The organism is Microcoleus sp. Pol14D4, from assembly GCF_036701245.1.
GTDB lineage: Bacteria > Cyanobacteriota > Cyanobacteriia > Cyanobacteriales > Microcoleaceae > Microcoleus.
The window spans coordinates 36,339-60,305 of sequence record NZ_JAUBQM010000003.1 but is presented as its reverse complement, the minus strand read 5'-3'; the positions used below and the strand labels follow the sequence as shown (position 1 = coordinate 60,305).

The 23,967-nt window shown below is 44.9% G+C and carries 22 protein-coding genes; 12 read left to right on the top strand and 10 right to left on the bottom strand.

The window, feature by feature from the left end:
• Positions 1-24: 24 nt before the first annotated feature.
• The 3 genes from QUA33_RS02595 to QUA33_RS02585 all read right to left on the bottom strand — a co-directional run bounded on the left by QUA33_RS02595 (position 25) and on the right by QUA33_RS02585 (position 2,506).
• On the bottom strand, positions 25-939 hold the full coding sequence (locus tag QUA33_RS02595; protein WP_333182744.1) for an Rpn family recombination-promoting nuclease/putative transposase: 915 nt from the start codon (positions 937-939) through the stop codon (positions 25-27).
• A gap of 41 nt (positions 940-980) precedes the next feature.
• Entirely contained in the window at positions 981-1,727 is a 747-nt protein-coding gene (locus QUA33_RS02590; RefSeq protein WP_333146227.1) for a HEAT repeat domain-containing protein, read from the bottom strand.
• A 242-nt stretch (positions 1,728-1,969) separates the two neighbouring features.
• The gene (locus tag QUA33_RS02585; RefSeq protein ID WP_333146224.1) at positions 1,970-2,506 is read right to left on the bottom strand and encodes a GNAT family N-acetyltransferase; all 537 of its coding nucleotides are present in this window, start codon (positions 2,504-2,506) and stop codon (positions 1,970-1,972) included.
• Between the two features lie 344 nt (positions 2,507-2,850).
• On the opposite strand from QUA33_RS02585, the gene QUA33_RS02575 reads away from it, so the two are divergent.
• Both QUA33_RS02575 and QUA33_RS02570 read left to right on the top strand, forming a co-directional pair.
• Entirely contained in the window at positions 2,851-4,212 is a 1,362-nt protein-coding gene (locus QUA33_RS02575) for a calcium-binding protein (protein ID WP_333146221.1), read from the top strand.
• 215 nt (positions 4,213-4,427) lie between these two features.
• Positions 4,428-5,786, top strand: coding sequence for a lipase family protein (locus QUA33_RS02570; RefSeq protein WP_333146219.1), 1,359 nt, complete (start codon positions 4,428-4,430; stop codon positions 5,784-5,786).
• Positions 5,787-5,998: 212 nt separating this feature from the next.
• Here the strand turns inward: QUA33_RS02570 and QUA33_RS02565 are convergent, their stop codons facing one another.
• Both QUA33_RS02565 and QUA33_RS02560 read right to left on the bottom strand, forming a co-directional pair.
• A complete protein-coding gene (locus QUA33_RS02565) occupies positions 5,999-7,363 on the bottom strand; it encodes an MFS transporter (RefSeq protein WP_333146217.1) in 1,365 nt (454 codons plus the stop codon).
• Between the two features lie 128 nt (positions 7,364-7,491).
• Positions 7,492-9,561, bottom strand: coding sequence for an Eco57I restriction-modification methylase domain-containing protein (locus QUA33_RS02560; protein ID WP_333146215.1), 2,070 nt, complete (start codon positions 9,559-9,561; stop codon positions 7,492-7,494).
• Between the two features lie 107 nt (positions 9,562-9,668).
• Between QUA33_RS02560 and QUA33_RS02555 the strand changes: the two genes are divergently transcribed.
• From QUA33_RS02555 to QUA33_RS02525, 7 genes are all read left to right on the top strand, one after another.
• On the top strand, positions 9,669-9,911 hold the full coding sequence (locus QUA33_RS02555; RefSeq protein WP_333146213.1) for a CopG family transcriptional regulator: 243 nt from the start codon (positions 9,669-9,671) through the stop codon (positions 9,909-9,911).
• Positions 9,901-10,182, top strand: coding sequence for a type II toxin-antitoxin system RelE/ParE family toxin (locus QUA33_RS02550; protein WP_333146211.1), 282 nt, complete (start codon positions 9,901-9,903; stop codon positions 10,180-10,182). Before QUA33_RS02555 ends, QUA33_RS02550 begins: the two co-directional genes overlap by 11 nt.
• Before the next feature lie 194 nt (positions 10,183-10,376).
• Entirely contained in the window at positions 10,377-11,747 is a 1,371-nt protein-coding gene (locus QUA33_RS02545) for an AAA family ATPase (RefSeq protein ID WP_333146209.1), read from the top strand.
• Entirely contained in the window at positions 11,740-12,522 is a 783-nt protein-coding gene (locus tag QUA33_RS02540; protein ID WP_333146207.1) for a hypothetical protein, read from the top strand. Before QUA33_RS02545 ends, QUA33_RS02540 begins: the two co-directional genes overlap by 8 nt.
• A 4-nt stretch (positions 12,523-12,526) precedes the next feature.
• Complete coding sequence (locus QUA33_RS02535) at positions 12,527-12,676, top strand: alpha-E domain-containing protein (protein ID WP_445243213.1); 150 nt, start codon at positions 12,527-12,529, stop codon at positions 12,674-12,676.
• Positions 12,677-12,894: 218 nt separating this feature from the next.
• The gene (locus QUA33_RS02530; RefSeq protein WP_333146205.1) at positions 12,895-14,394 is read left to right on the top strand and encodes a family 10 glycosylhydrolase; all 1,500 of its coding nucleotides are present in this window, start codon (positions 12,895-12,897) and stop codon (positions 14,392-14,394) included.
• Positions 14,395-14,587: 193 nt separating this feature from the next.
• Positions 14,588-15,172 carry a Uma2 family endonuclease gene (locus QUA33_RS02525; RefSeq protein WP_333146204.1) on the top strand — a complete coding sequence of 195 codons (585 nt, stop codon included), beginning with the start codon at positions 14,588-14,590 and terminating at the stop codon, positions 15,170-15,172.
• Between the two features lie 155 nt (positions 15,173-15,327).
• Here QUA33_RS02525 and argF read toward each other — a convergent pair whose 3' ends face one another.
• Both argF and dusB read right to left on the bottom strand, forming a co-directional pair.
• Entirely contained in the window at positions 15,328-16,248 is a 921-nt protein-coding gene (gene argF, locus QUA33_RS02520) for an ornithine carbamoyltransferase (protein ID WP_333146202.1), read from the bottom strand.
• A gap of 99 nt (positions 16,249-16,347) precedes the next feature.
• Positions 16,348-17,358, bottom strand: coding sequence for a tRNA dihydrouridine synthase DusB (gene dusB / locus QUA33_RS02515; protein WP_333059203.1), 1,011 nt, complete (start codon positions 17,356-17,358; stop codon positions 16,348-16,350).
• A 463-nt stretch (positions 17,359-17,821) separates the two neighbouring features.
• Here dusB and QUA33_RS02510 point away from each other — a divergent pair, with 463 nt between their 5' ends.
• From QUA33_RS02510 to QUA33_RS02500, 3 genes are all read left to right on the top strand, one after another.
• Positions 17,822-19,414, top strand: a complete 1,593-nt coding sequence (locus tag QUA33_RS02510; protein WP_333146200.1) for a glucose-6-phosphate isomerase — start codon at positions 17,822-17,824, stop codon at positions 19,412-19,414.
• 63 nt (positions 19,415-19,477) lie between these two features.
• Positions 19,478-20,212 carry a response regulator transcription factor gene (locus tag QUA33_RS02505; RefSeq protein ID WP_333146198.1) on the top strand — a complete coding sequence of 245 codons (735 nt, stop codon included), beginning with the start codon at positions 19,478-19,480 and terminating at the stop codon, positions 20,210-20,212.
• 63 nt (positions 20,213-20,275) lie between these two features.
• The gene (locus QUA33_RS02500) at positions 20,276-21,679 is read left to right on the top strand and encodes a hypothetical protein (RefSeq protein ID WP_333146196.1); all 1,404 of its coding nucleotides are present in this window, start codon (positions 20,276-20,278) and stop codon (positions 21,677-21,679) included.
• 77 nt (positions 21,680-21,756) lie between these two features.
• Here the strand turns inward: QUA33_RS02500 and QUA33_RS02495 are convergent, their stop codons facing one another.
• The 3 genes from QUA33_RS02495 to murB form a co-directional block, all read right to left on the bottom strand.
• Positions 21,757-22,257 carry a low molecular weight protein-tyrosine-phosphatase gene (locus QUA33_RS02495; protein ID WP_333146194.1) on the bottom strand — a complete coding sequence of 167 codons (501 nt, stop codon included), beginning with the start codon at positions 22,255-22,257 and terminating at the stop codon, positions 21,757-21,759.
• Between the two features lie 228 nt (positions 22,258-22,485).
• Positions 22,486-22,836 (bottom strand): YbaB/EbfC family nucleoid-associated protein, encoded by a 351-nt coding sequence (locus QUA33_RS02490; protein WP_006634273.1) that lies wholly within the window; start codon positions 22,834-22,836, stop codon positions 22,486-22,488.
• Between the two features lie 62 nt (positions 22,837-22,898).
• The gene (gene murB, locus QUA33_RS02485) at positions 22,899-23,855 is read right to left on the bottom strand and encodes a UDP-N-acetylmuramate dehydrogenase (RefSeq protein WP_333146193.1); all 957 of its coding nucleotides are present in this window, start codon (positions 23,853-23,855) and stop codon (positions 22,899-22,901) included.
• Positions 23,856-23,967 lie beyond the last annotated feature (112 nt).

Below are 23,967 nucleotides of genomic sequence, written 5' to 3'. Positions count from 1 at the left end.
ATCAGAAGTGAAAAATTTATAAATTCATACTGACACGGATTCCAGCCAAGCTATCAAATCCTCTTGACTGGTAAAATCTAACAAGATTTCTCCTAAATCCTCTAATTGTTCGAGAGATAACTGTTGGATGCGAGTTTGAATTTCCGGCGCAATTTCACCAGTGCGCCGCACGAGTAGACGCAGGATTAATGCTGTTTGCCCCTCAATTATGCCTTCTTTGCGACCTTCTTGCATCCCCTTAATAACAGCACCGCGTTGGTCTTCAAAAAACATTTCCCGCTTTTCTAATTCCTCTAATTCCTTAAGGGTTAAATTAGTTCTGCTGGCGATGGAAAAAGCTGTTTGAATTTCGGGCATTGATGCAAATTTTTCCGGAATTTCATCGAATAAAGGAGCATTTTTGATAAAATAAATCCAGCTTTGAATTATGTTTTCGACTTGTTCCAGTTTTTGGTTAAACTTGGGCAGTTCGACAAACACTAATTCGATTTCTCGGTTATAATACTCGAAGTTTTCTTGGAGTTCTTTAAATACAAAATGGGTGAGAAATTTTTCTGTATTTTCAAACAGAATAAAATCTGTAATTGTTAAAGCAATGAGAGGATTTAATTTCGAGTATCCTTCCCTGGGCCTGAGTTGAGTTGCGTAGGTTTTGGCCGCATTGTACAGTACCCGTTTTGTAAAAGCTTCTACATTTATTACCTGCATTTCGATAATCACAGTTTTGTTGCCTGTAATTTTGGCTTTAACATCCAGGTAAGTGTCTTTTAATCCAGTAACGCTCGGCGCGGCGTAAGGGTCAATAATTTCTAAGTCTTCAATGGTTGGCTGTGCATCATAGAGCATAGCATTGAGGAAGCTAATCAAAATGTCTTTGCTCTGGGGCGAAGCAAAGATTTTTTTGAAACCAAATTCTGTCTTGGGATTGATGAAATTGATAAGTGGGAATTAGTATGTGGTGTTTAAGTGCGGTAAGGAGATCACAAAAGTCCTTCCATTTCTAAATCTTCAATAATCTGCAATCCGCGCGGGTCGCCGACTCGCAAGAGCGAAGATTTAGCATCTTCCCGCACGCCCATATCTTCATCTTCTTCTAAAGCTTCAATCAGACCGTCGATCGCCCCAGCGTACACTATATTATTCGGCAATTCGCGGGCCAGTTGCCCGATCGCCCAAGCGGAATTACTTCGCACAGCAGACACAGAATCTCCCCGCAGCGCTTCAATCAACGGCGGAATCGCAGCAATCACCACATAGTAACCAACTTTTGCCATTTGACCCAGAGAACTCGCCGCCCACAAACGCACCGCCGAAATATCAGTTTTCAGAGCATCAATTAAAGATGGCAAAGCGCGGTGGTCCCTGCAATTTCCCAAGGCCCAAACTACCCCTTTGCGAACGTAACCGTTCCAGTCGCGGTTAAGCTGAAGAATCAGCGGTTCCACAGCATCGGGACTCGGATTTCGCCCCAAAGCATAGGCCGCGCTTACCCGCACCAAGGGGCAACCGTCTCTCAATAAATTAATTAAATGCGAAATTGCTCGATCGTCCTGCAGTTCGCAAAAAGCCCGCGCCGCAATCATCCGGTGCTGAGGTTCCGGGGATTCCAGCAAAGGCAGCATTTCCTCGGGATCTGGCAGCGGGGGTTGGGAGTCGTCAAATTGATCCAAAGGGCTTTCCAGTTCCGTGTCAGTATCAAGGGCGTTGGAGTAGTCGTTATTGTTCATAAAAAAACTTTACCGTACTGAGGATGCTCCTGAGCAACTCAGACAACGGTCAACAGCAACTAGGATAATACCAATAAAAGTATCCCGAGGGAGGGCTGAAGGCCTCATATGGTTCATAGTGAGGACTTCAGTCTTCCTTAAAGTTCGTAGTCAAGACTTAATTTCCCCTAAAGTCACCAAGTTTTTAGCTTATTTCAGTATTAGGACTCTTAGTCTTTACTACAAACAGTACCTTTTATTTTTTAAAGAGACTTGAGCATCGAGACGGAATGACTTTGATAGCCTAATTTTTGATAGAGATTCACCGCCGGCTGATTGCTCAGAAATACTTGCAAACCAATTTGCCGATCGCCCCTTTCGCGCGCCCAATTTTCAGCATGAATAACTAAAGCTGCACCGAGCCCCAGACGGCGATGTTCCGGTGCTACGTACAGCAAAAAAATGTGAGCGTAGCGTTCTCCGGTGGTTTGGTCGATCGCATTTCCCAACCACAAACATCCCACAACCGAGTGGAGATTTTGGACTTGAGATTGGGGATTGAGATGCTGCGAGGGAAGCACCGGCAAAATTTCTGCCTCTTCCTGGCTGTTTTTCTGGCACTCTACCCACCAAACCGGCGTCTGGTTAGAAAAATACTGCTCGACAGTTTGAGCCAAATGTCCCAATTCCCCATACGGGTAAAGCTCTCGATATGTCCGGTGCATAAACTTTACCAGTTTTGCCCGATCGACTCCAGATCCTGAGCGCAGCGCGTAGCCCGGTATTAATTGAGCAGACATCAGCTCACCGGACACGCAAAGCGGAATAATTTAGCCCCAAGAAAATTGGATTCACTACTGTCGCTTGCTTTTGGGGGATCGCTTCCTCAATCGGTGCCGGGGCAGCCATGTCACCCGGCAAAAAGATGCGAGCACTGACTGCTACCAGAGCCGCGAAAAATACTAATACCGCTATCAATGGAGCAATGTATTGACGAATAATACCCATAACCGCAAAAACTTAATTCTTGAGTTGATATTATCAAGTGTACCATACAAATCTTGTCAGCTATAATGGCTGCCATTGGACAATTAGCTCAAGAAGAGAGCGATCGCAAATACCAACTAACAGAAAATCTAATATTATGAGTGCCTCGCCTGCTGTTTATGAAGCTCTGGCTAAGTCAATTGTTTTTTTGAATCAAAAACCTAACGCGCAAAATGAAGTTTCCAGTTTCCTAGATACTAATGGCTACTATATCGATCGCATATTCGACGACCCAGAAACAAACTTTTATGCGATCGGGTTCGGTTCATCCAATCCCGAAAACCCGCCCGCCCTCGTATTTAAAGGTACAGATTTCATCGACGGCGACGCTATCTTTTCAGACTCGCGGGACATTGGTTTACCTGAATTTGAAAAGAACAAAGATAATATCCAAAACTGGCTCACAGAAATCGGTCAAAATACTGGTAAAAACCCCAACCAATTATTGCCCGATGTCATCGGGCACAGTTGGGGCGGAGCAGTCGCTCAAATTGTAGCAAGCCAATACACATCTCTGACCGGCGATATCTTTACTTTCAACTCTCCGGGAGTATCAGCGACTACATTCACCAGTTTTCGGAGAAATCTCAGCAGGGCAGGCAACAAAAATGTCACTCACTACATTGTCAGCGGAGATGTAGTCAGCTTGTTTGGGGAAGCATTTATTCCGGGTAAAGTATTTATCCAAAGTTTTACCGATCCGAGTATTAATCCCTTAACTGTTTTGGCAAAACATCGAACTGAAAATTTGTTAACTACTCCGCCCGTGGGTTTTTTGCAGAGGCAAATTTCCGTAGAACAATTAAACAGTCCCGAATTTGCTTATAACAACGACTCAGATTTTAACGAGTTTATCGCTGCGATGAATTTCGCCCTGCCCAATGTGTCAGTCGCCATCAGAACCAGAGGCGGTGCAGAGAGTTTGAGAACAGCACCAGAATTTTCTTTTGTGCAGTTAATCAGACAAATGCAGTACGGTTTAGCTCCCTTACAACCGAATTATTTATCAGGAGACGCTCGGAACAATACTGCTACCGGCGGCCCCGGAGAGGATACAGTTATCGGCAACGGCGGTAACGATACTCTCAGAGGCAATCGAGGTAATGACAGCATCACCGGTGGTGATGGCGACGATTTCTTGTACGGCGGCAGAGATAACGATTATTTGGAGGGCGGCGACGGAAATGATTTGGTTTCCGGCGAGTTGGGCAACGATTTTTTAATTGGTGGTGCGGGGCGCGATCGCTTTGTATTGGAATCAGGTGGCGGAGCCGATGTGATTTTAGATTTTCAAGACAGTGAAGATTTAATTACACTGTCGAGGGGTCTAACTTTTCCTCAAGTGAGAGTAACCCAAGGTGTTGACGGAGCTTTAATTACTATCCCGATTACTGGGGAAATTCTTGCTACTCTCAGAGGCGTAGTTGCCAGCGATATTACGCGGGTAGATTTTGTATAGCTTTAGGGTGCTCAAAATTTGTATTTTTGGTGGCGCGAAACCTGCATGGGTTTTGTACGGAGATGTTTTTTTTGTATTAAAAAATCTCTATCAATTTGCCCCTAAAAAGCTACTAAAAATGACCAATTAATATGGTCAATAAACGAAGTTTATAGTAAACTTAGTTAAGTAGGTTAAAAACTAATTCCCCCTCAAACGACAGGAAATAAAAAAATATGCCCTCCTCCCCCGCCGCTTACGAAACTATAGCCAAGCAACTTGCTTACATAGATGACGCTCCCGAATTTCAAACTTTAGTTCAAACAGGCTTGAGTGCTGCTGGCTATCAAATCGATCGCACCTTTGACGATCTCGGGACGGGATTTCACGCGATCGGCTTAATTTCCACCACCCCAGACAAACCGCCCGTTTTAGTATTTCGCGGCACCGACTCGCCCGTAGACGATATTGCCAACGCAGACCCGCGCGGCACAGGTTTCAACCAATTTGAAGCCAACAAACAAGCGTTAGGAAATTGGTTGACCCAAATCAGTCAAGACACAGCAAAAAACCCCAGTCGCTTGCCACCAGACATTCTCGGACACAGCTTAGGCGGCGCCATAACGCAACTAGCCGCGACCGAATTTACATCTACTGTTGGAGATGTTGTCACCTTCAATTCTCCCGGAGTTGCTCAGAGTACAGTCAATACATTCAAGCAGAAAGTCGGCGCCGGAAAAAATGTAACTCACTACATAGTTAGCGGCGATTTTGTGAGTTTGGGAGGAGAAGCTTTTATCCCCGGGAAAGTAGTTCTTCAAAAATTTACTGACCCGATTATCAACCCGCTACTGGTCTTGGACAAGCACACGCAAAGCGGTTTGTTAACTGATCCTCCTCCCGGCTTGACTCAGACAGAAATTTCTGTAGACCAGTTGAGCAGCCCTAATTTCACTTTCACAGATTCCGATTATTTAGAGCTGTTAGCTGGCTTAGACTTTACACTGCCCGCCTTGGGAACATCGCTGGAATCCCGCAGCAGTTTAGAGAAATTAAGAACCACTCCGGGAACCTCCTTTTTAGCAAACGTTGTGGCAATGCAAACTGCTCTGGATGTCTCCCAAATTAATAATTTAGTAGGCGACGATGCTAACAATACCGCATCAGGTTTCGCAGGGGACGATATTATCACTGGCAATGGGGGAAACGACACTCTCAGCGGCAACAAAGGCAACGATATTATCAGCGGTGGCAGCGGCAACGATCTGCTATTAGGCGGCAAAGGGGATGACAATTTGAGCGGGGGAGAAGGAAACGATACACTCATTGGTGCAGCGGGTGCGGATCTCTTAATCAGTGGGGCTGGACGCGACGTATTTGTGTTAGGAGTAGGTGCCGGTACAGATACACTTATAGACTTTCAAAAGGGTCAAGATTTAATCGGTTTGAGCGGAGGTTTGAGCTTTAACCAACTGAGAGTTACTCCAGGCGATTTTATAACGACGATCGAAATTGCCAGTAACGGCGAAGTTCTTGCCAGTATTCCCGGCCTTTCAAGTAGTCCCCTAACAGCTAGTGACTTTATTTCAATTTAGTTGGCTGCTGGCAATACAGATATTGGGTAGGGACACAACGATGTTGTGTCCTTATTTTATCTTATGAAGGCACGCACAATTTATACCAGTTAGTGATTAAAAACATCCATATTCCTGTAGGGGCAGGTTCGGCGGAATATCGAAAAAGTAGTGCAGATATTGGTAAACCCACCCCCGCCCGAATCTTATAGTTATAGCGACCGGACTTGATATTAATCGAAATCGTCCAGTCCAGGTCGGGGCATGGATGCTAATTTTTTCTCATCTTCTAGCGGCAGAAAGAAAATGGTCAGCATACCGGGAATCACTGCCAGCGCGCTCATCAAAAAATAATTTTGATAGCCGAGATTCGCCTGCAAGTAGCCACTAAAAACGCCCGGAATCAGCACTCCAGCGGCCATAAAAGCCGTTGTAATCGCGTAGTGAGATGCTTCGTATTCAGGGCGAACAGTCCGCATCAAGAACACTGTATAGGCAGCTACGCCAAGTCCGTAAGTAAATTGCTCGATCGAGTTTACAGCATAAGCCCATTCAATCCCCGGTTGATGTATTGCCAACAGCCAATACAGCACGTTAGTCGAATTTTGCAGAATAGCCGTCGGCCACATCCATTTTTTCAATCCTTGTTTCGCAATCAAATAGCCGCCCAGCAACCCTCCAATTAACAGAAACATTACCCCTAAAGTACCGGATAATAAGCCCATATCTGACGTAGAAACTGCTAATCCTCCTTTCTCAACTTTATCCATCAAAAATGGCGGAGCCATTTTAAAAGTCAAGGCATCGCCCAAGCGAAAAATCAAAACGTAAGCCACAATCCAACCTATTTTATCTTGCTGAAAATAGGTTTTGAATGCTTCGATAAAGCTGGTTCTTTGTTGAGGAGTGTCGGATTCCAGATCGTAATTTCGAGGATAAGGAAGATACCACCGCTGAAAAAGATATATCAGCACAAACATAATCGCACAAATGCCAAAAGCTGTCGCCCATCCGTAGTTAAGCGCAGACACGCTAAAATCCGAACCGAAAAGTGACAGTGGAATGTTTTGATATATTTTGGTGTCGCCTGTATTTCCGGTGACTAAATGGTTTTCGGCCAGTTTCCCCGCTAAGAACACCAATAAACCGCTACCGGCAATGACAGCACCTCTATAAGCCGTGTTGCGAACCCCGACAAACAAGGCTTGCTGGTCTTTATTGAGAGTGTTTAAATAAAATCCGTCAATGGCGATGTCGTGAGTAGCTGACACAAAGGCGATCGCGGTAAAGATAACAAGCGATATAATAATCGGTGCCGGCGTTAATACGCCAAAAGCTAGGAAAGCAAACAGAAAAGCACAAATGATTTCGGTTGTTAAAATCCATTTGCGTTTGGTTGAATACAAATCAACAACTGGCCCCCACAAACCTTTTAAAACCCAAGGAAAAGACAACAGACTTGTCAATCCGATGAGCTCGTTGCTGGTTCCCATACCTTTCAAAAAAATCACCGACATTAAATTAACGACGGTGTAAGGGAGACCTTGAGCGAAGTATAATACTGATACCCACAATCCAGCGTTATGCTTTTTTTCCATTGCAGAGATATTTTACCTAGTTACTTATTTGATTTACTGAGTGCGATCGACAATTCCGGTCAATTCAACCGCTGGCATCACAGTATATGTCATTCCGATGCCAGCGGCAGCCATATAAACAGTGAATTTTAGCATCCTTTTGACTCACAAATATTTATATTTTTGGAATAACCCTGCAAAAATTTTTCTCCGTTAATATGAACCAGGTAAGCGCGAACATTCTTGTTCCAGTCATAAGTGCCATAAGTTCGCAGGAGTTCCAAAGCAGTTTCTTCTATCTGGTATGCAGTTTTTGAACTATTCACCGGACATTCGGGACTGTCAGGATTAACAACAATTAAACCTGCATCTAGAAACTGATGCACAGTCTGACGGCGCACAGTTTCCCGCGTATTTGGTGCATATTTTTTACTGTACTCCCGATCCATAAATTCCATAATTGGTGTGATTCCCCTAAGTGGAGATTTTGCCAATTCCCAAGCATCCTTTGGCTTGAGGTCAAGCAAAGCCAGAAGGGTTAAGGCGGAACGTTCGTTAAGTTGGCCTTTTGGAAAACCCAGCGCTGCAAGTATTTCTAGAGATTCATCAATACGGTTCTTGATTGTCATCGGGCTATTTTCTAACGGATTGGTCGCCTTCAGCAGTTGTGTCTCGACAAGTCGATCGAGCTCCCGCTGTGTGGGAAATATTTCTCCTATTTTAGCGCCAAGTAAAAGTAACTGCTCTACATTAGGATACTTCAAATTGCGTAAATCCGTAGCATTAACTTGAGTGTGTCCGTTGAACAGTCGAAAAAACGCATCTACCAAACTCGAATTTAGATAAACGGTCAATCCCCGCGCCAGGGTGAGGTTTAATCCGCGTCCCTGTTGGTGAAAGTAATTCAAATGGTTCTCAAAACCAACCCTAGAACTATTAATTTTATTGGCATCCCAGACAACTGCAACAATTCGCTTTTTCTCTTCCTTTGAGGAGAAGCGCTTGCTCAAAACATAATGTTCGTTAGGTACGAGGAGTGCAGCAGTTTTTTCTGTTACAGCTAAAGCTTGATGCTTTCTCGTGGCTGTGGGATATTCAACACCGCCAGCCGAGAAGTGTGCGGGATAAATCAGCGGAACTGTACCGTTTTCCGGTTCTAGCCGCAAGTCAGAGCGAACCCGAAAATCTACAACTTTTCCCGTAGAAACTGTTAAGCCTAATTCCTCTAGGGTGCAAGTAAATTGAGCCATTTCCTCTACTACTTTCTGGCTGACAGCATCCGGTAAAATCCGAATAAATTGCTCGGCATCTTGGGGATTAATTAGGGCGGTATAGGGCAGTTGGTGAGACAAAACCAGGTCGTCGCCTACGCTGCTGCTTGAGGTAATTAGTACAGTATCTGGCTGTTCTATTTGTTTTGTGGCGCGCACAATGATAGTTTCTTGCAGCACCGCATCATCGCGAAATGGCAACTGTCGGGATTCAAAGATGTGTACTTGGCGTAAAGCCATCATTTGAAGGAATACTTTGCGGAAATCTCGAAAGTATAAACCGTTGCAAAAGCTGCGGGGAGTAATCGACACTAATTCACCGTTTGGTTTGAGCAGGTGAGCGGCAGCCACTGTAAAGCCAGCGTAGAGATTGCTGGTTTCTAGTCCTATAGAACGCAGCAAGGTTCGGGCTTGGGATTTAGCGTCTATCTTGGCATAGGGAGGATTGATAATTGCATGGGTAAACTCCCGTTTTACTGGTTGTGTAAATAGATTGGGCTGCAACATATCGGCGCTGTCTTGAATAAAATCAATTTCGCGAACTTCACAGGTAAAAGATATCCCAAAACGCTGACATTCTATACTGCATAATTCTAAATTTTGCTTGAGGTATTCAATCAAAATAAGGTCAATTTCATAAGCTGTAACGTGCAGGCTACGCGGTTTGTTTGGGCGCTGAAAAAGTTCGCAAACAACGGCTGCTAACAGGGAACCAATACCAGCCCCGGCATCTAAAAGCGATATATCGGCACAGTTAAATTCAAACATTCCTGCCATCAAACTTGCGACTGAGGAAGGTGTTAAAAATTGTCCCTTTTCTCCTCTCTGGCTTTGCTGCAACTTTCGGGTTGCTTCTTGGCGCCAGCCATCTACTCGATCGAGTAAATTGCTTGCAGTTGAGTAGCTGTTACCCGGAAGGGCTAGGGTTTGAAAGTGCGGTACTATCATTTGTTCAAAAAGTGCGATAGCGAGTTCAGTTTATTTTCGCCAAAATAGGAATCTCTACGCTATCATAGTAGCAGTTTACTCTCTTCCCATAACAGCAAAGGGCAGCCATGAGTCAAGAAAGTTTTACATTTCTCCTTGATAGCGAAAAAAAAGAGGCGCTGAAGGCGATCGCTACTGTCACCGATCGCGATTTAACTTATGTTTTGAACGAAGCGATCGCTTCTTACCTAGAAAATTATCAATGGCTGTTCGATGAAATTAACAAAGGCGTTGCCGAGGCCGAAGCTGGAGACTTTGCCAGCGATGATGAAGTCCAAGCAGTTTTTGCCAAATTGACTAATGAAAATTAAGTGGCTGCGACAAGCGTTGCGAAATCTAGAACAGGCTCACGCATATATTGTCAAAGACGATCCAGAGGCAGCAAGGCAATTAATTTTAAGGATTCAGGGTGCTGTAGGTCAACTCGCAGAGTTTCCTTTTATGGGTCGAGTTGGTCGCGTAGAATCTACTAGAGAACTTGTCATTTCCAATACCTCTTATCTCATCATCTATCGAGTAAAAGAAGAAAACGTAGAAATTCTCCGTATCCTTCACAGTTCAAGAAAGTATCCAGAAAATTAGGTGATGTTGCCGAGCGCACTTTTAGTGTATTTTCGCCTAAAATTTCACCGATGTGCAAAAATGTCAAGCGCACTAGAAAATATATAACTTTTCCAAAAGTATGTTGACTGTTCATATAGCTAGATCGGGAGGTAGCTAACGATGACACAAACTGAAACCAAGCGTTATGATTTTACTTAAATATCTAGGTCTAAATGATGACAACTATCAACTGGAATGAAGTTTTAGATAGTATTTCAGAGAATGCAGAAGAGCCAGAAGTCGAAGATCGATTTGTCAAACGCCTTCTAAATGCACTTGGATTCACATCTGATGAGTGGGTACAACAGTTTAAAACAGGGAAGGGCCCTGCTGATTTTGCTGCTCGCAAGAATCACGATGAGGATAAATTTTCAGTTGCTAAGATTAACCCATACTTAATCATTGAAGTTAAAGGAAGAGTATCAGGAAAGGTAATCCTTAACTTAGCAGAAGGTACTCCCACGTACAAAAAAGCTAAAGAACAGATAACAGGTTATCTTCTTGCTCCTAAGTGCCAAACATCTCAATGGGGTATTATCACTAACTCAACAGATATCCAGCTATTCCGCAAACATGGTAAAATCGTATTGCCTGCTACTGACTGCATGAGGATAACCAAAGATAATATTATTAAAATTATTAGTAGAATTAAGAACTTGCTGGAAAACCCACCCAAAGCTTTAACAATTTGCATCTATAATGATAAGGGAGGTGTGGGAAAAACTACAACGACAATCAACTTGGCTGCGATTCTTCGACTACAGCATAAAAAAGTGCTTGTTGTTGACTTCGATCCACAACAAGGAGATTTAACAGATTCATTAGGCTTACAGGAGGGAAAAGTCAAATTATCTGATTGCCTGCTTCCTGGATCATTGAATGTTAAAGAAACTATTCAACCATTTAATCTGAAGAATAAAGCAGGTCAATTAGTTAAGATGTTTGATGTCATCCCATCTGATTCAGGGTTATCGAAGTTCATGAGTTATGAGTATGAAGCACAAATTGAGAAAGGTTCAGCACAACTGCGAGATTTACTTAATAGTTTTGTTGGTAATTATGATTACATATTAATTGATGCGCCTACAAATTGGACTTTTTTTAGTAAAAGCTCTGTAAGAGCTTCCGATGTAATCCTCATGCCAACAGAACACAATAACTTTTCATCCTTAAAAAATGCTGCTAAAGTGATTAAAGAATTCTTACCTGAAGTTAAGAAGCTGAGGGAGGACGGTGGTCCTATTCCCTTGCCTATCTTTTTCAATAGATACAAAGAAACAGAGGCTTCCAAGAAAAAAATAAGTGTAGAAATTAAAGCAATCCTTACAGTTGAGAAAGGGGATAATTCTTTTCTAGATCCTAAATTATTACCCTATTATTGGCCTAAATCTACAAAAGCGGAGATTGACACAACTATATTCACTGTTCCAGAATATGAAGTTGTTTCAAGTGCAGCTTTTTCTCGAAAGCCAGCGGTTTTTCAACACAAAAAAGCTGCTGAATATTACTTAAAATTAGCGAAGGAATATTTTTTGTATGAGTAATTCTGAGAACATCGGTAAGTTAATGCACTTGAAGTTATCTAAAATTGAGTCAGCAGAACCCTGCTCTGAGTCAGAGTTTATCATTGCCGGAGCCGCCGAAGCCGTCTTGCAAGCAGGTAATCGCAATTGGATTCCGATTATCGTTAAAGAAACAGGCGACTATCAGTATCAAGTTGTGAGCAATCACTTTGTCTATGCTGTAGCTCAACAAGCCAAGTTAGATTTAGTATGGTGTATTGTCATTGACCCAAAACCATCAAATATTGAACAAGCGAAGATTCTAGCGCGAGAAGAAATTCCCACAGTCAATCTGAGTACAGCATCAAAAGATACTATCTTAGCTGTATTTAAATACTTAGTTAAAGAGCATAATTGGAAGAATGTAAAACCAGTTGAAACAGCCAATAAAATTGTAGATTCTAACCGCGAGCAATGGTCAGATTTCACCCCCCTGACTAAGTTACAATGTGGTTTGACTAAGGCGAGATTAGATTTTATTGCTAAAGTATTTTCTATATCACCGCCACCGCCGCCGCCTCCTCCTCCTCAAGCAGTCAGCGTGAAACGTGCATCAAAAGATGAAATTTTCGATCGCCTCAATTACTTATCAACTAATAAAATAGGAGGCTTTGAAAATATCGATCCTGAAAAAACAGCCGATGCTATCTTCACCGCGAATAAAGGCAAGTGGAAAAGCCTAACTCCAATTTCCAAACTTGAATGCGGTATTGATACAGCCAAAATGAAAATCATTAAAACCCTATTTAGCCTGTAAAACTATGTTAAGTGGTGTAGCGGATTCAATTTACTGGCTCAACCGCTATATTGAAATATCGGAAAATATCGCCCATTTTGGCGAGGTCAATTTTAATCTCATTCTCGACTCTCCCAGCGGTATTACTCAACTATTTACCGATCTGCCCACTTAATGTAGCATTGTGCGAAAATGTCAAGCGGACGCTCAAACCAAAAGTCTGTAAAGGACTGTTAAACGCTCTCTCACACACTTCTCATGCGAAATACCAAAACATTCTTTTTGTCAAGCTTGTTCCTGATTGGCTTAACAATTAGTTTTCTGCTGACTCCTGGTTGGTTCTCCAACTTCCCATCCCGCGCGATCCTCTTCGAGGGCTTCGCTAACGCAACTATGCCCCCGCAAACCCAAACCGCCGAATTTCGCGCCTTCTGGGTGGACGCCTTCAACCCCGGCTTCAAAACCCCTCAAGAAGTCACAAAATTGATCGCAGACGCGCAGCGGGCAAATGCTAACGCGATCGTCGCCCAAGTCCGCCGCCGTGGCGATGCCTTTTACACGAGTGCGATCGAACCCCGCACTCTCGATCCCAACGTTCCTGCGGGTTTCGATCCCCTGCAAGATTTGATTGACAAAGCCCACGCCGCAGGCATTGAAGTATACGCTTGGATGGTGACGCTGCCGGTGGTTTCCGGCACCAAACTTCCCGCCGGTCACGTTTGGCAACAACACGGGCCCAATGCGCCGGGGATCAACAATTGGGCGATGCTGACTTCGAGCGGCGAATCACCCGGTTTCCTCGATCCCGGCCATCCAGACGCCGTAGATTATACTGTTTCCGTCTATTTGGACTTAATCAAGCGCTACGATGTGGACGGCGTACAGTTGGATTACGTGCGCTACGGCGGGCCGACTTGGGGCTACAATCCGACTGCGATCGCCCGTTTCAATCAGCAAACAGGTCGATCGGGCAAACCCGCACCCAGCGATCCCGCGTGGATGCAGTGGCGGCGCGAACAGGTGACAAATTTAGTCCGCAAGCTTTATGTAGAAAGCCTTGCGATTAAACCGCGCGTTAAAATTACCGCCGCCACGATCGCCTGGGGAGACGGCCCGAAAAACGATGCAGGGTGGTATCAAACGCAGCCTTACAAAGAAGTATTGCAGGATTGGCGCGCTTGGCTGGAAGAAGGGATCTTAGACATGGCGATGCCGATGACTTACCAGCGCGAGTACAAACCATCGCAAAAACTCGCTTATGACCACTGGATCGAGTACGCCAAAGACCACCAGTACAACCGCCAAATTGCGATCGGCCCCGGCAATTACCTCAACTACATCGAAGACACTCTAGGCCAGATCCGTCGCGCTGAACAGCCGTCTGCGAAAGGAAATCACGTCGCAGGTACGGTGCTCTACTCCTACGCTAGCAGCAACGTGTACACGAATGTGGAACTGCGATCGGGCGGCAGCGGAGATTTGCCCCGCCAGCCTTGGAAATACGTTCCCCAAAGCAACGATTTGTTTTACACCGCGCTGTCGCAGCCGAGTCAATACGTTGATGCTGCGACGGGCAAAACCTATGAAACTCAGCCTGTGTGGGCGACAGCAGCAGCCGTTCCCGATATGCCTTGGAAGTCGCGGCCGACTGCAGGTGCGATCGCCGGAAATTTGCAGCGGTGCGATCGAACTTGCGACGGTGCGAGCTTGACATTGCAGTCGATCGATGCTGCTGGCCAGGTGCGTCAACTGCGCGCCGATGGTAAAGGATGGTTTGGGGCGATCGAGCTTTCTCCGGGAACTTATCAGTTGAAAGTTGACGGAAGTCAAATTCAACAAACAGTTAATGTTGTCGCCGGTGAAGTCACCAAAATCAATCTCGGAGCATCTTAACTGGTCTACTCGTTACTAGGCTCTACCTGGTAACGCAGATCCGGAGGCTTGCCTCCAATTTCCATAAAAGCTTGCGAGGCAGAGCCTCTAGATATCGGTTTCCAGGCAGAGCCTGGGAACCAGTTAAATCAGTTAATATCATAAGTTAAAATAAAATTATCCCACATCAAATTATAAATTTATCAATCGAGATATGCTAACAACAGAAGGTGCTTTCACGCTCCGTAAATGGACAGTTAAAGAGTATCACAAACTGGGAGAAATCGGAATTTTTCACCCCGAAGAACGAGTCGAATTAATTGAAGGAAATATTATAAAAATAAGTGCAAAAAGAACTCTTCACGCTTCCGCCACTAGACGCACTGCGACGCTGCTGCACAATCTTGTGGGAAATCAGGCTGCTGTTTATAATAAAAGCCCGATCGCCCTTGATGACAATTCCGAACCCGAACCAGATATCGCCGTAGTCAGAATTGATCCTTTTGACTATGCGACTCACCACCCCACTCCCTCAGAGGTATATCTCATTATCGAAGTGGCAGACAGCAGCTTAACTTTCGATCGCGAAATTAAAGCCAAAATTTACGCGCGATCGGGAATTGCCGATTATTGGGTGCTAAATGTGAATGAGCGACAACTGCACGTTTTTCGAGAACCTACTGAAAATGGCTATCAAAGCGAAGTAATTCTTGCGGAAACTGCGAGCATTTCACCGATCGAATTTCCCGCTTTCAATATCGCAATTCAGGCTATGTTGCCCCCTCTGGTATCAAATTGAAAACGGCTGTATCAATTGTCTTCATTTGTGAATTATGTTTTTTTTATTAACCGCAGAGGGCGCAGAGGGCGCAGAGAAAGAGAATAGAAGAGATAGAGAGAATGGCTTTTCTCTTATTCTTCAGTCGGGCGATTCTTCTCTTCCCTTCTCTATTCCTAATCGCTTTCTAGAATGCTTGCGAGCAAAGCTTGCTGAGCGTGCATCCGATTTTCTGCCTGATCCCAAACGCGCGATTGACTGCCTTCAATCACTGCATCGGTAATCTCTTCATCGCGGTGTGCGGGCAAACAGTGCAGTACAATTGCATTCTTATCTGCTAACTTCAGCAATTGTTCATTTACCTGATAGGGTTCAAACAAAGGAATCCTGATTTTTGCTTCCTCTTCCTGTCCCATACTCGCCCAAACATCAGTATAAATCACTTGAGCATTCTTCACAGCAGCTTCTGCGTCCGCCGTCACAGTAACTTCTGTTTTTCCCTTAGCAATATTCTTAGCTTTTTCCACTATCTCAGCATTCGGCTGGAAATCTTGAGGGCAAGCAATTCTTACATTCATTCCCGTCATTGCACAGCCCAACATCAGCGAATTAGCCATATTATTGCCATCGCCTAAATAAGTCAAAGTTACCCCTTCCAACTTGCCAAAACACTCTTTTACTGTCATTAAATCCGCCAGAACTTGACATGGGTGTTCGTCATCTGTCAGCGCATTAATCACAGGAATTTTCGCATAATTGGCAAAAGTTGCTAAGTCTTTTTGCTCGAAAGTCCGAATCGCCAAAATGTCTAAATATCTGTCTAAAACCCTGGCTGTATCTACCAAAGGTTCCCCGCGGCTGACTTGTGTGACGTTGGGATTGAGGTCAATCACTTGCCCTCCCAATTTATACATTGCCACCGTAAAACTTACCCGCGTTCGCGTTGAAGCTTTGGAAAATAACAAACCGAGAACTTTATTGCGTTTCAGCTTGACCATTCCCGATTTTAAACTGGCTGCTAGATCCAGCAAATAATTTAATTCGTCAATGCTTAAATCTGCCAGACTTAATAAATCTCGCCCTTTTAAGGAATCCATGCTTTCCCCCACACACAAATTTTTAACTTTGTCTTAAATCTTAGCCCGCAGAGGTAAATTTTGTTTCTGTAACCCCTAGTTGACATCTGCGGGTAAGGTTTATGCGGGCAATTGCTCGATCGCGCGATCGATCGAATCGCAACCTTGTTCAACCGTTTCTACCACAGCCAACACGCCCCGCAATTCCCCAGCGCCGGGGAAACCCTTAGCATACCAGGTTAAGTGCTTGCGCGCTTGGGAGACACCGCTTTCACCTTTATATTCCCACAAAGCCCGCAAATGTTCTTTAGCACATTCGAGGCGTTCAATTGGTGTCGGAGCTATCTTTTCCACACCAGTTTTCAAGAAATAATCAACTTCTCCCACCAAAAAAGGATAGCCCAAAGTTCCCCGCGAACACATCACTCCATCGGCGCCGGTTTCTTCCAGACATCGCATCGCTGCTTCCACAGAAAAAATATCCCCGTTAGCAATAACAGGAATCGATAAAACTTCTTTCACTCGGCGAATCCACTCCCATTTTGCCGGGCCGGTGTAACCTTGCGATCGAGTGCGGCCGTGCACGGTAATCATTTTTGCTCCCGCATCTTCCATCCGCTTCGCAAATTCCAAAATATTAATTTCTTTGTCAGTCCAACCAATCCTAGTTTTAACGGTGACAGGAACATCTACCGCTTCCACAACAGCCCGCACAATTGCCTCGGCCGTTTCCGGGTCTCGCAGCAGGGAAGAACCGCCGCCGTTTTTAGTAATTTTGTTAACCGGACAGCCCATATTAATATCAACAGTATCTGCTCCTTCTGCCACTGCTTTCTGCGCCGCTTCTGCCAAGAAATCCGGCCGGCAGTCAAACAATTGAATGCTAATCGGGCGCTCGTTCGGGTCAACTTCCATAATTCTCGGCAGTTGCTTCACGTAGTGCAAACCCGTAGCGTTCACCATTTCCGTGTACATCATCGAATCCGGCGCGTAGCGGCGCACCAGGCGGCGAAATACCAAATCGGTAACGCCGGATAAGGGCGATTGCAGGACGCGACTTTTAACTTCAAAATCGCCGATTTTAAGCGGAGTTGCTAACCTTTCTTTTAATTCGGGAGATAGAGCAAGCATAGTGGATAGCACTTTAATTCTAATATCTGTATATTATACTACACTTCAGATAGTTGACAGTTGTTAATTATATTTTTAGCCGATTATTGAGTGACAGCTAAAAATATATTTAACCTGACCGCAATGCCTATTTTACACATCCAGATCGCCCGAATTTGAATATTGTTAAACGAGGGGTCAAAGCCCAACCCCGATTACACTTAAATCTCTGTGCCGCTTCGATCTATCTATGGGGTGCGATCTTTAATGAGGGATCTACCTACTAAGAGTGTTGCCCAAACCATATTTTTATTGTTTAATTCTCCCGAATGCTCTGCCTGCCTTCAGATCCGGCTGCCTTCAGACGATTAATGCTTAAATTTATTAGGATTCTGCAAAAGCCGTACATCAGATCGTTTTAAACTACAATTGGTGGATTCCTGACGACGCCGATCGAACATTAAAAAAATTGTAGAGAATTCCTATGGACGCCGCAGCACTCTGGCAACGCTATCAAGACTGGCTTTACTATCACGAGGGATTGGGACTTTACCTCGATATCAGCCGCATGGGATTCGACGACGCTTTCGCAGCAGCACTGAAGCCCAAATTTGACAAAGCTTTCAAAGACATGGCAGCTTTAGAAGCAGGTGCGATCGCCAATCCCGATGAAAACCGCATGGTGGGCCATTACTGGCTGCGAAACCCCGATTTAGCTCCCACTCCAGAATTAAAACAAGAAATAGTCGAAGGGATAGCACAAGTCGAAGCATTTGTCAAGAAAGTTCAAAACCGCGATATTAAACCGCCCTTTGCTCCGCAATTTACCGACATAATTTCGATCGGCATCGGCGGTTCCGCCTTGGGCCCCCAATTTGTCGCCGAAGCTTTATCCCCAGACATTCCGCCCCTAGCAATACATTTTATCGACAACACAGATCCGGCTGGGATCGATCGCATTCTTAACAAAATCAAAGACAAACTCGCCAGCACCCTAGTAATTACTATCTCCAAATCCGGCGGCACCCCCGAACCCCGCAACGGTATGATCGAAGTTCAAAAAGCCTTCGCCTCTCAAAAACTCGACTTCGCCAAACAGGCAGTTGCCATCACTGGAACAGACAGCAAACTAGACAAATTAGCCAAATCCGAAGGCTGGATTGCCAGCTTCCCGATGGCCGACTGGGTGGGAGGACGCACTTCGGAACTCTCAGCAGTAGGACTTTTGCCAGCAGCTTTGCAAGGCATCGACATTCGGGCGATGCTCGACGGCGCTAAAGTCATGGACGAAGCTACCAGGATTCCCGACATTAAAAACAATCCCGCCGCCCTTTTAGCCATGAGTTGGTATTTTGCCTGCAACGGACGTGGCGAAAAAGATATGGTAGTTTTGCCGTATAAAGATTCACTGCTATTGTTCAGCCGCTACTTGCAGCAATTAGTCATGGAATCGATCGGCAAACAGGAAGATTTAGACGGCAATACAGTTCATCAAGGAATCGCAGTTTACGGCAACAAAGGCACCACCGACCAACACGCTTACGTCCAGCAACTGCGAGACGGCGTGCCGAATTTCTTCCTAACATTTATCGAAGTTTTGCAAGACAGGCAAGGCATTTCCCCAGAAGTAGAAACCGGCGTTACTTCGGGAGATTATTTGTCTGGTTTGTTGCAGGGAACTCGACAAGCTTTGTACGAAAATCACCGAGATTCAATTACTGTCACAATCCCCCAAGTCAACCCTCGGACAGTAGGAGCATTAATCGCCCTCTACGAAAGAGCCGTAGGTTTTTACGGTTCCTTGGTGAATGTCAATGCTTATCACCAGCCAGGGGTTGAAGCAGGCAAAAAAGCGGCCGCTGCTGTATTGGACTTGCAGCAACGGGTACTGCAAGTGCTCAAAGACGCCCAAAAACCTCTGTCTGTAGCACAACTAGCAAAAAAAGCAGGAAGACCAGAGCAAATCGAGACAATTTACAAAACTCTGCGGCATTTGGCAGCCAACGGGCGCGGCGTAGCTTTGGAGGGCAAATTAGGACAACCGGCTACTTTAACTGCAAGTTATCAAGAGAATTAAACAGTAGAATTAAACATTAAAAGTGAAATTAGTCACTTTTAATGTTTAATTTTTAATTCCCTCATGCCATTAACTATTCTGGTTGCTGACGACGATTTCGCGACTCGCTTGTCAATTACTGATTATCTAGAAATTACCGGATACTCTGTAATCGCTGCTGAGAACGGCAAAGAAGCTTTAGGCCTGGTAGATGAATTTCAGCCCCACTTGATTGTTACCGACATTACAATGCCCGAGATGGATGGCTACGAATTCGTGCGGCGAGTTCGGACTCGTCCCGCTTTCCGCTTGCTGCCGGTGATTTTTTTGACGGAACGCACGAGCACGCAGGAACGGATTCGCGGCTATCAGATGGGGTGCGACAATTATCTGGCGAAGCCTTTTGAAATCCAGGAATTGGGGGCGGTTATTCGCTCTTTGCTCGATCGCTACGCTCTAATCGCTCAGGCCCCCTCTCGTTCCCCGGAACCCGAACCGACGCCAACAGAGGCACCCAGCAGAGGCAATGACAAGCCAGAAGCAGATTTTTTAACTCCAAAGTCAAACACAGGCGATTCCCTACGGGATAGCTCCGCTTCACGGGCATCTCCCAGCCAAAATGCTCCGACTTTGACTCAGCGAGAGCGACAAGTGCTAGATTTGCTGACAGAAGGTCTTTCTAATATTCAAATAGGTTCCAGGCTCCACCTCAGCCCTCGAACTATCGAAAAGCACGTCAGCAGCTTGTTCAGAAAAACTGAAAGCAACAACCGAGCAGAACTCGTTCGCTTTGCGATGGAACACCATTTAGTCAGATAACCGCCAACGCGATCGGGCAAGAAAATTACCTGCACTTACTTACCACACTGAATAAATAGCATCATGGTCAACAATTACTTAAAAAATCAGAAAATTTTATATGCAGCAGCATTAGCAGCTTCCATAATTTTCTGTATTGCGATGACATCAATGGGAATCACCAAGTATTACAGCGTTTTACAGGGTGGAGAAAACTATAACGATTTCCCTTCCAGCGGTTTCAGTCTCATCCGACTTATAATTAACGGTTCCTACTTGGTAGCAACGGTTACATATATTATCTGGTTAAGTCAAAAAAAGCAAACAAGTTCCAGCTTTCTAGACATTTGTAAGTATGCAATCCCCTTTCTGGCAATTGCCCTCATAGCTTATCCCCAAAGCAATGACATTTATATGTACTTGCATTACGGAGTAATGAGCTTAAATAAAATCAATCCTTACTTGAATACGTCTGATAGCTTTGTCTCTAGCTTATCCCCTTTCATGCACTGGTTTCAAACTTCCACATACGGCCCGGTTTCTCTGTTCTTTTTTTCGGTATCAGCACTTGCAGTACCAATTAGCCCGTTAGTTGGAATTTATTTTTTTAAAATAATATGTTTATGCGTACATACACTAAATGCTTACTTGATTTGGCGATTACTCAAAAATCCCGAGAACCGTAGCCTGATCGCAATGGCATATCTACTCAATCCAATGCTCTTGAACGAGCAGATAGTTAATGCTCATCTTGACGTTTTGCTGGCTAATACATTGATTGTTTTTATAGGATGTATTTATTACCAACGTTATGTTGTGGCAATTTTAGCAATTTGGGTGGGTTTTCTAGTAAAAACATTACCTCTAATTTGGTTTCCCTTAGTTTTTGCTTTCCTCTGCAAGCAGCGTCGGTGGAGAGATTTAGCAGCAGTATCCCTACTTTCTTTATTAATAATTACAGTCATAACTTATACATTTTTACCAACAGTTGCAGCTTGGAAAAGTTTGTTAAATCCAGGAGTATCCTCGGTTACAGCTCGCTCGTTTCACCACCTGATGAATTTATGTCTGAACTTCTTCCCAAATATAACTTTTGAAACCCGCCAAAGTATCCTATCCTTCCTTAAAGTTTTTTCCTATTGTATCTGGATGATTTACTACCTAGTGACGTTACTTAAATCATACTTCCGCAGCAACTATTCTGAAATCAATTTGGTATCAGATATTGGATGGATAACTCTTAGTTTGTTTTTGTTTGCTACACCTTGGCTAATGCCTTGGTATCCCTCTATTCTGCTGCCAATTGCTGCTTTGAGTATCAATGCTCCCCATTTTGTCTTGACAAGCTTAACTTTTGCTCTGTTTCCCAGTATCCTTTTAGGGGGAGGGGGTGGAAATAATCCGATCTCTATACTTACAATTTTGATCACCGTTATTCCTCCTACAGCCTTACTCGTACTAAGGCGAAGATTTGTCAGAAGTATTTAAGTTATAGTTCCAAAGAAGAGAGAAAATATAGTTTCCGATCGCACCGAGAGTTTACAGTAGCTGTCGATCGCAATTTTCTAACTTTCCTTCTGCCCACCAACCCTTAAGCCTTCCTGACTGATAACATACTCCAACAAACCCTCGCAGGCATCTAACAGTAAATCAATTACTCGATCGAATCCCTCCGGTCCACCATAATAAGGATCTGGCACTTCTTTCAGGTCATATTTCTGACAAAAATCGCACATCAGCCGCACTTTATCTTTATACTTTCCCGTAGTATCCAGGGCAAGAATATTGCGATAATTGTCCCGATCCATCGCCAAAATCAAATCAAAATTTTCAAAATCTTTCCTGGCAAATTGGCGGGCTTCGCCTAGCAATTCAATGTCTCGCTTCCTCGCCGCCAATGCCATCCGCCTGTCCGGGGGGCTACCAATGTGATAGCTAGCAGTTCCGGCAGAATCGCAGGTGATACGATCGCTCAAACCAGCTTGTTCAATTAAGTGATTCATAATATTTTCTGCTGAGGGCGATCGGCAGATGTTGCCGAGGCAGACAAACAATAATTTAGTCATTAGTCATTAGTTAGTAGTTAGTAGTTAGTAGTTATTAGTTATTAGTTATTAGTTATTAGTCAGTCAACAGTCAACAGTGCTAATTTGTAGGGTGCGTCGCTTTCAGAGTTTATCTGCAAGTTCCATCGAACTTGGAGCAGCGACGCACCTTACTATAGCGGTTTTCCAGAAAGTTTAATCAGTCAACAGTCAACACTCAACAGTCAACAATTGACTGATGACTAATGACTAACCGAAACCGGGGAGATTTAGTCCACCGGTGAGTTCTTCCATTTTCTCCCGCATCGTCATCGTAGACTTAGCGTAAGCATCCTGCATCGCCACCGTGACGAGTTCAGAAACCACATCAGCACCTTCACCGAGGGCATCCGGTGAGATTTCCACGCGGCGGGGTTCTTGGTTGCCGCTGAGAAAAACCTTGACCAAGCCACCGCCGGCAGTTCCCTCAATTTCCATTACATCCAACTCTTCTTGGAGCTTTTTAGCTCCTTCTTGAACCTGCTGAGCTTTTTTGAAAGCTTCAGTCAGTTCTTTCATTTTTCCCAGGCCGAAGCCAAATCCTTGTCCTGATTTTGTCATAACTACTTTGTGATGGTGTGTGGGCTGGCAGTCTGCCGTTTCCGTATTACTTCAATGATGCCTTAGAAGGGAAACTCTCCCAGTATTCTAACTTCTGGCTCCAACAACAGCGACCACCGCTGCTCGACTTGCTGTTGAACGTGGCGGATCACTTGAAAAATATCATTGGCCGTTGCCGACCCGCAGTTAAGAATAAAATTAGCATGGCGCTGAGCCACTTGTGCGCCGCCGATCTGATATCCCTTCAGTCCCGCTTGTTCGATGAACCAACCTGCCGTCTTGGGGCCGGGGTTACGGAAGACTGAGCCACAGCTCGGTAAGTGGTAAGGTTGAGTTGTCCGCCGCTGGCTGAAATGGTCATTAGTTTCTGCCATTACTTGCGATCGGTCGAATCCCGGCTGCAACTGGAAAGTCGCTTCAGTCACCAGCCGATCGCCCCCTTGCAGCACCGAAGTCCGGTAGCGGTACTCCAACTCTTGGGGAGTCAGAATTTCCACCTTACCACCAGGGGATAGGACGCGAGCATTGACCAGAATATCAGCAGTACAGCCTCTGTGAGCGCCTGCATTCATCACCACAGCGCCTCCCACTGTACCCGGTATGCCGACTGCCCATTCTAGGCCTTTCCAGCCCCGTTTAGCCGCCAACCAAGCGAGGCGGGGAATTGACTCCCCCGCCCCCGCTGTAACTTGACCTGTTTCTGGGTTAAAATTCACCTGTTTCAGGTAGCGAGTGCCGACGACCAAACCGGACAAACCCCGATCGCTCACCAACAAATTAGAACCCGCACCCAGCAGAGTCACCGGCAGCCCTTCATCGTGTGCCCAGGCAAAACTCGCTTGCAAAGCCTCCATACTGCGGGGAGCAACGTACCACTCGGCCGGGCCACCGACTCGGAAGGAAGTCAGGCCCGCCAGCGAAACTTGGGAATTAATCTTGCAATCAGTTCCCCGCAAAGAAATAGGAGAATACACTCGCCGATAGTCCTTAACAGAGGAGTCATTCGAGATAGTCACCATCTTGAAAATCCTTAAAAATACCTTCGCTCGAAGACGTGGTTGAAAATCCATTTAGCTAACTTATGTCGCCCCTTTGAGCGAGCCGTCCGACAGAAGTTTCGGCACAAAGTGC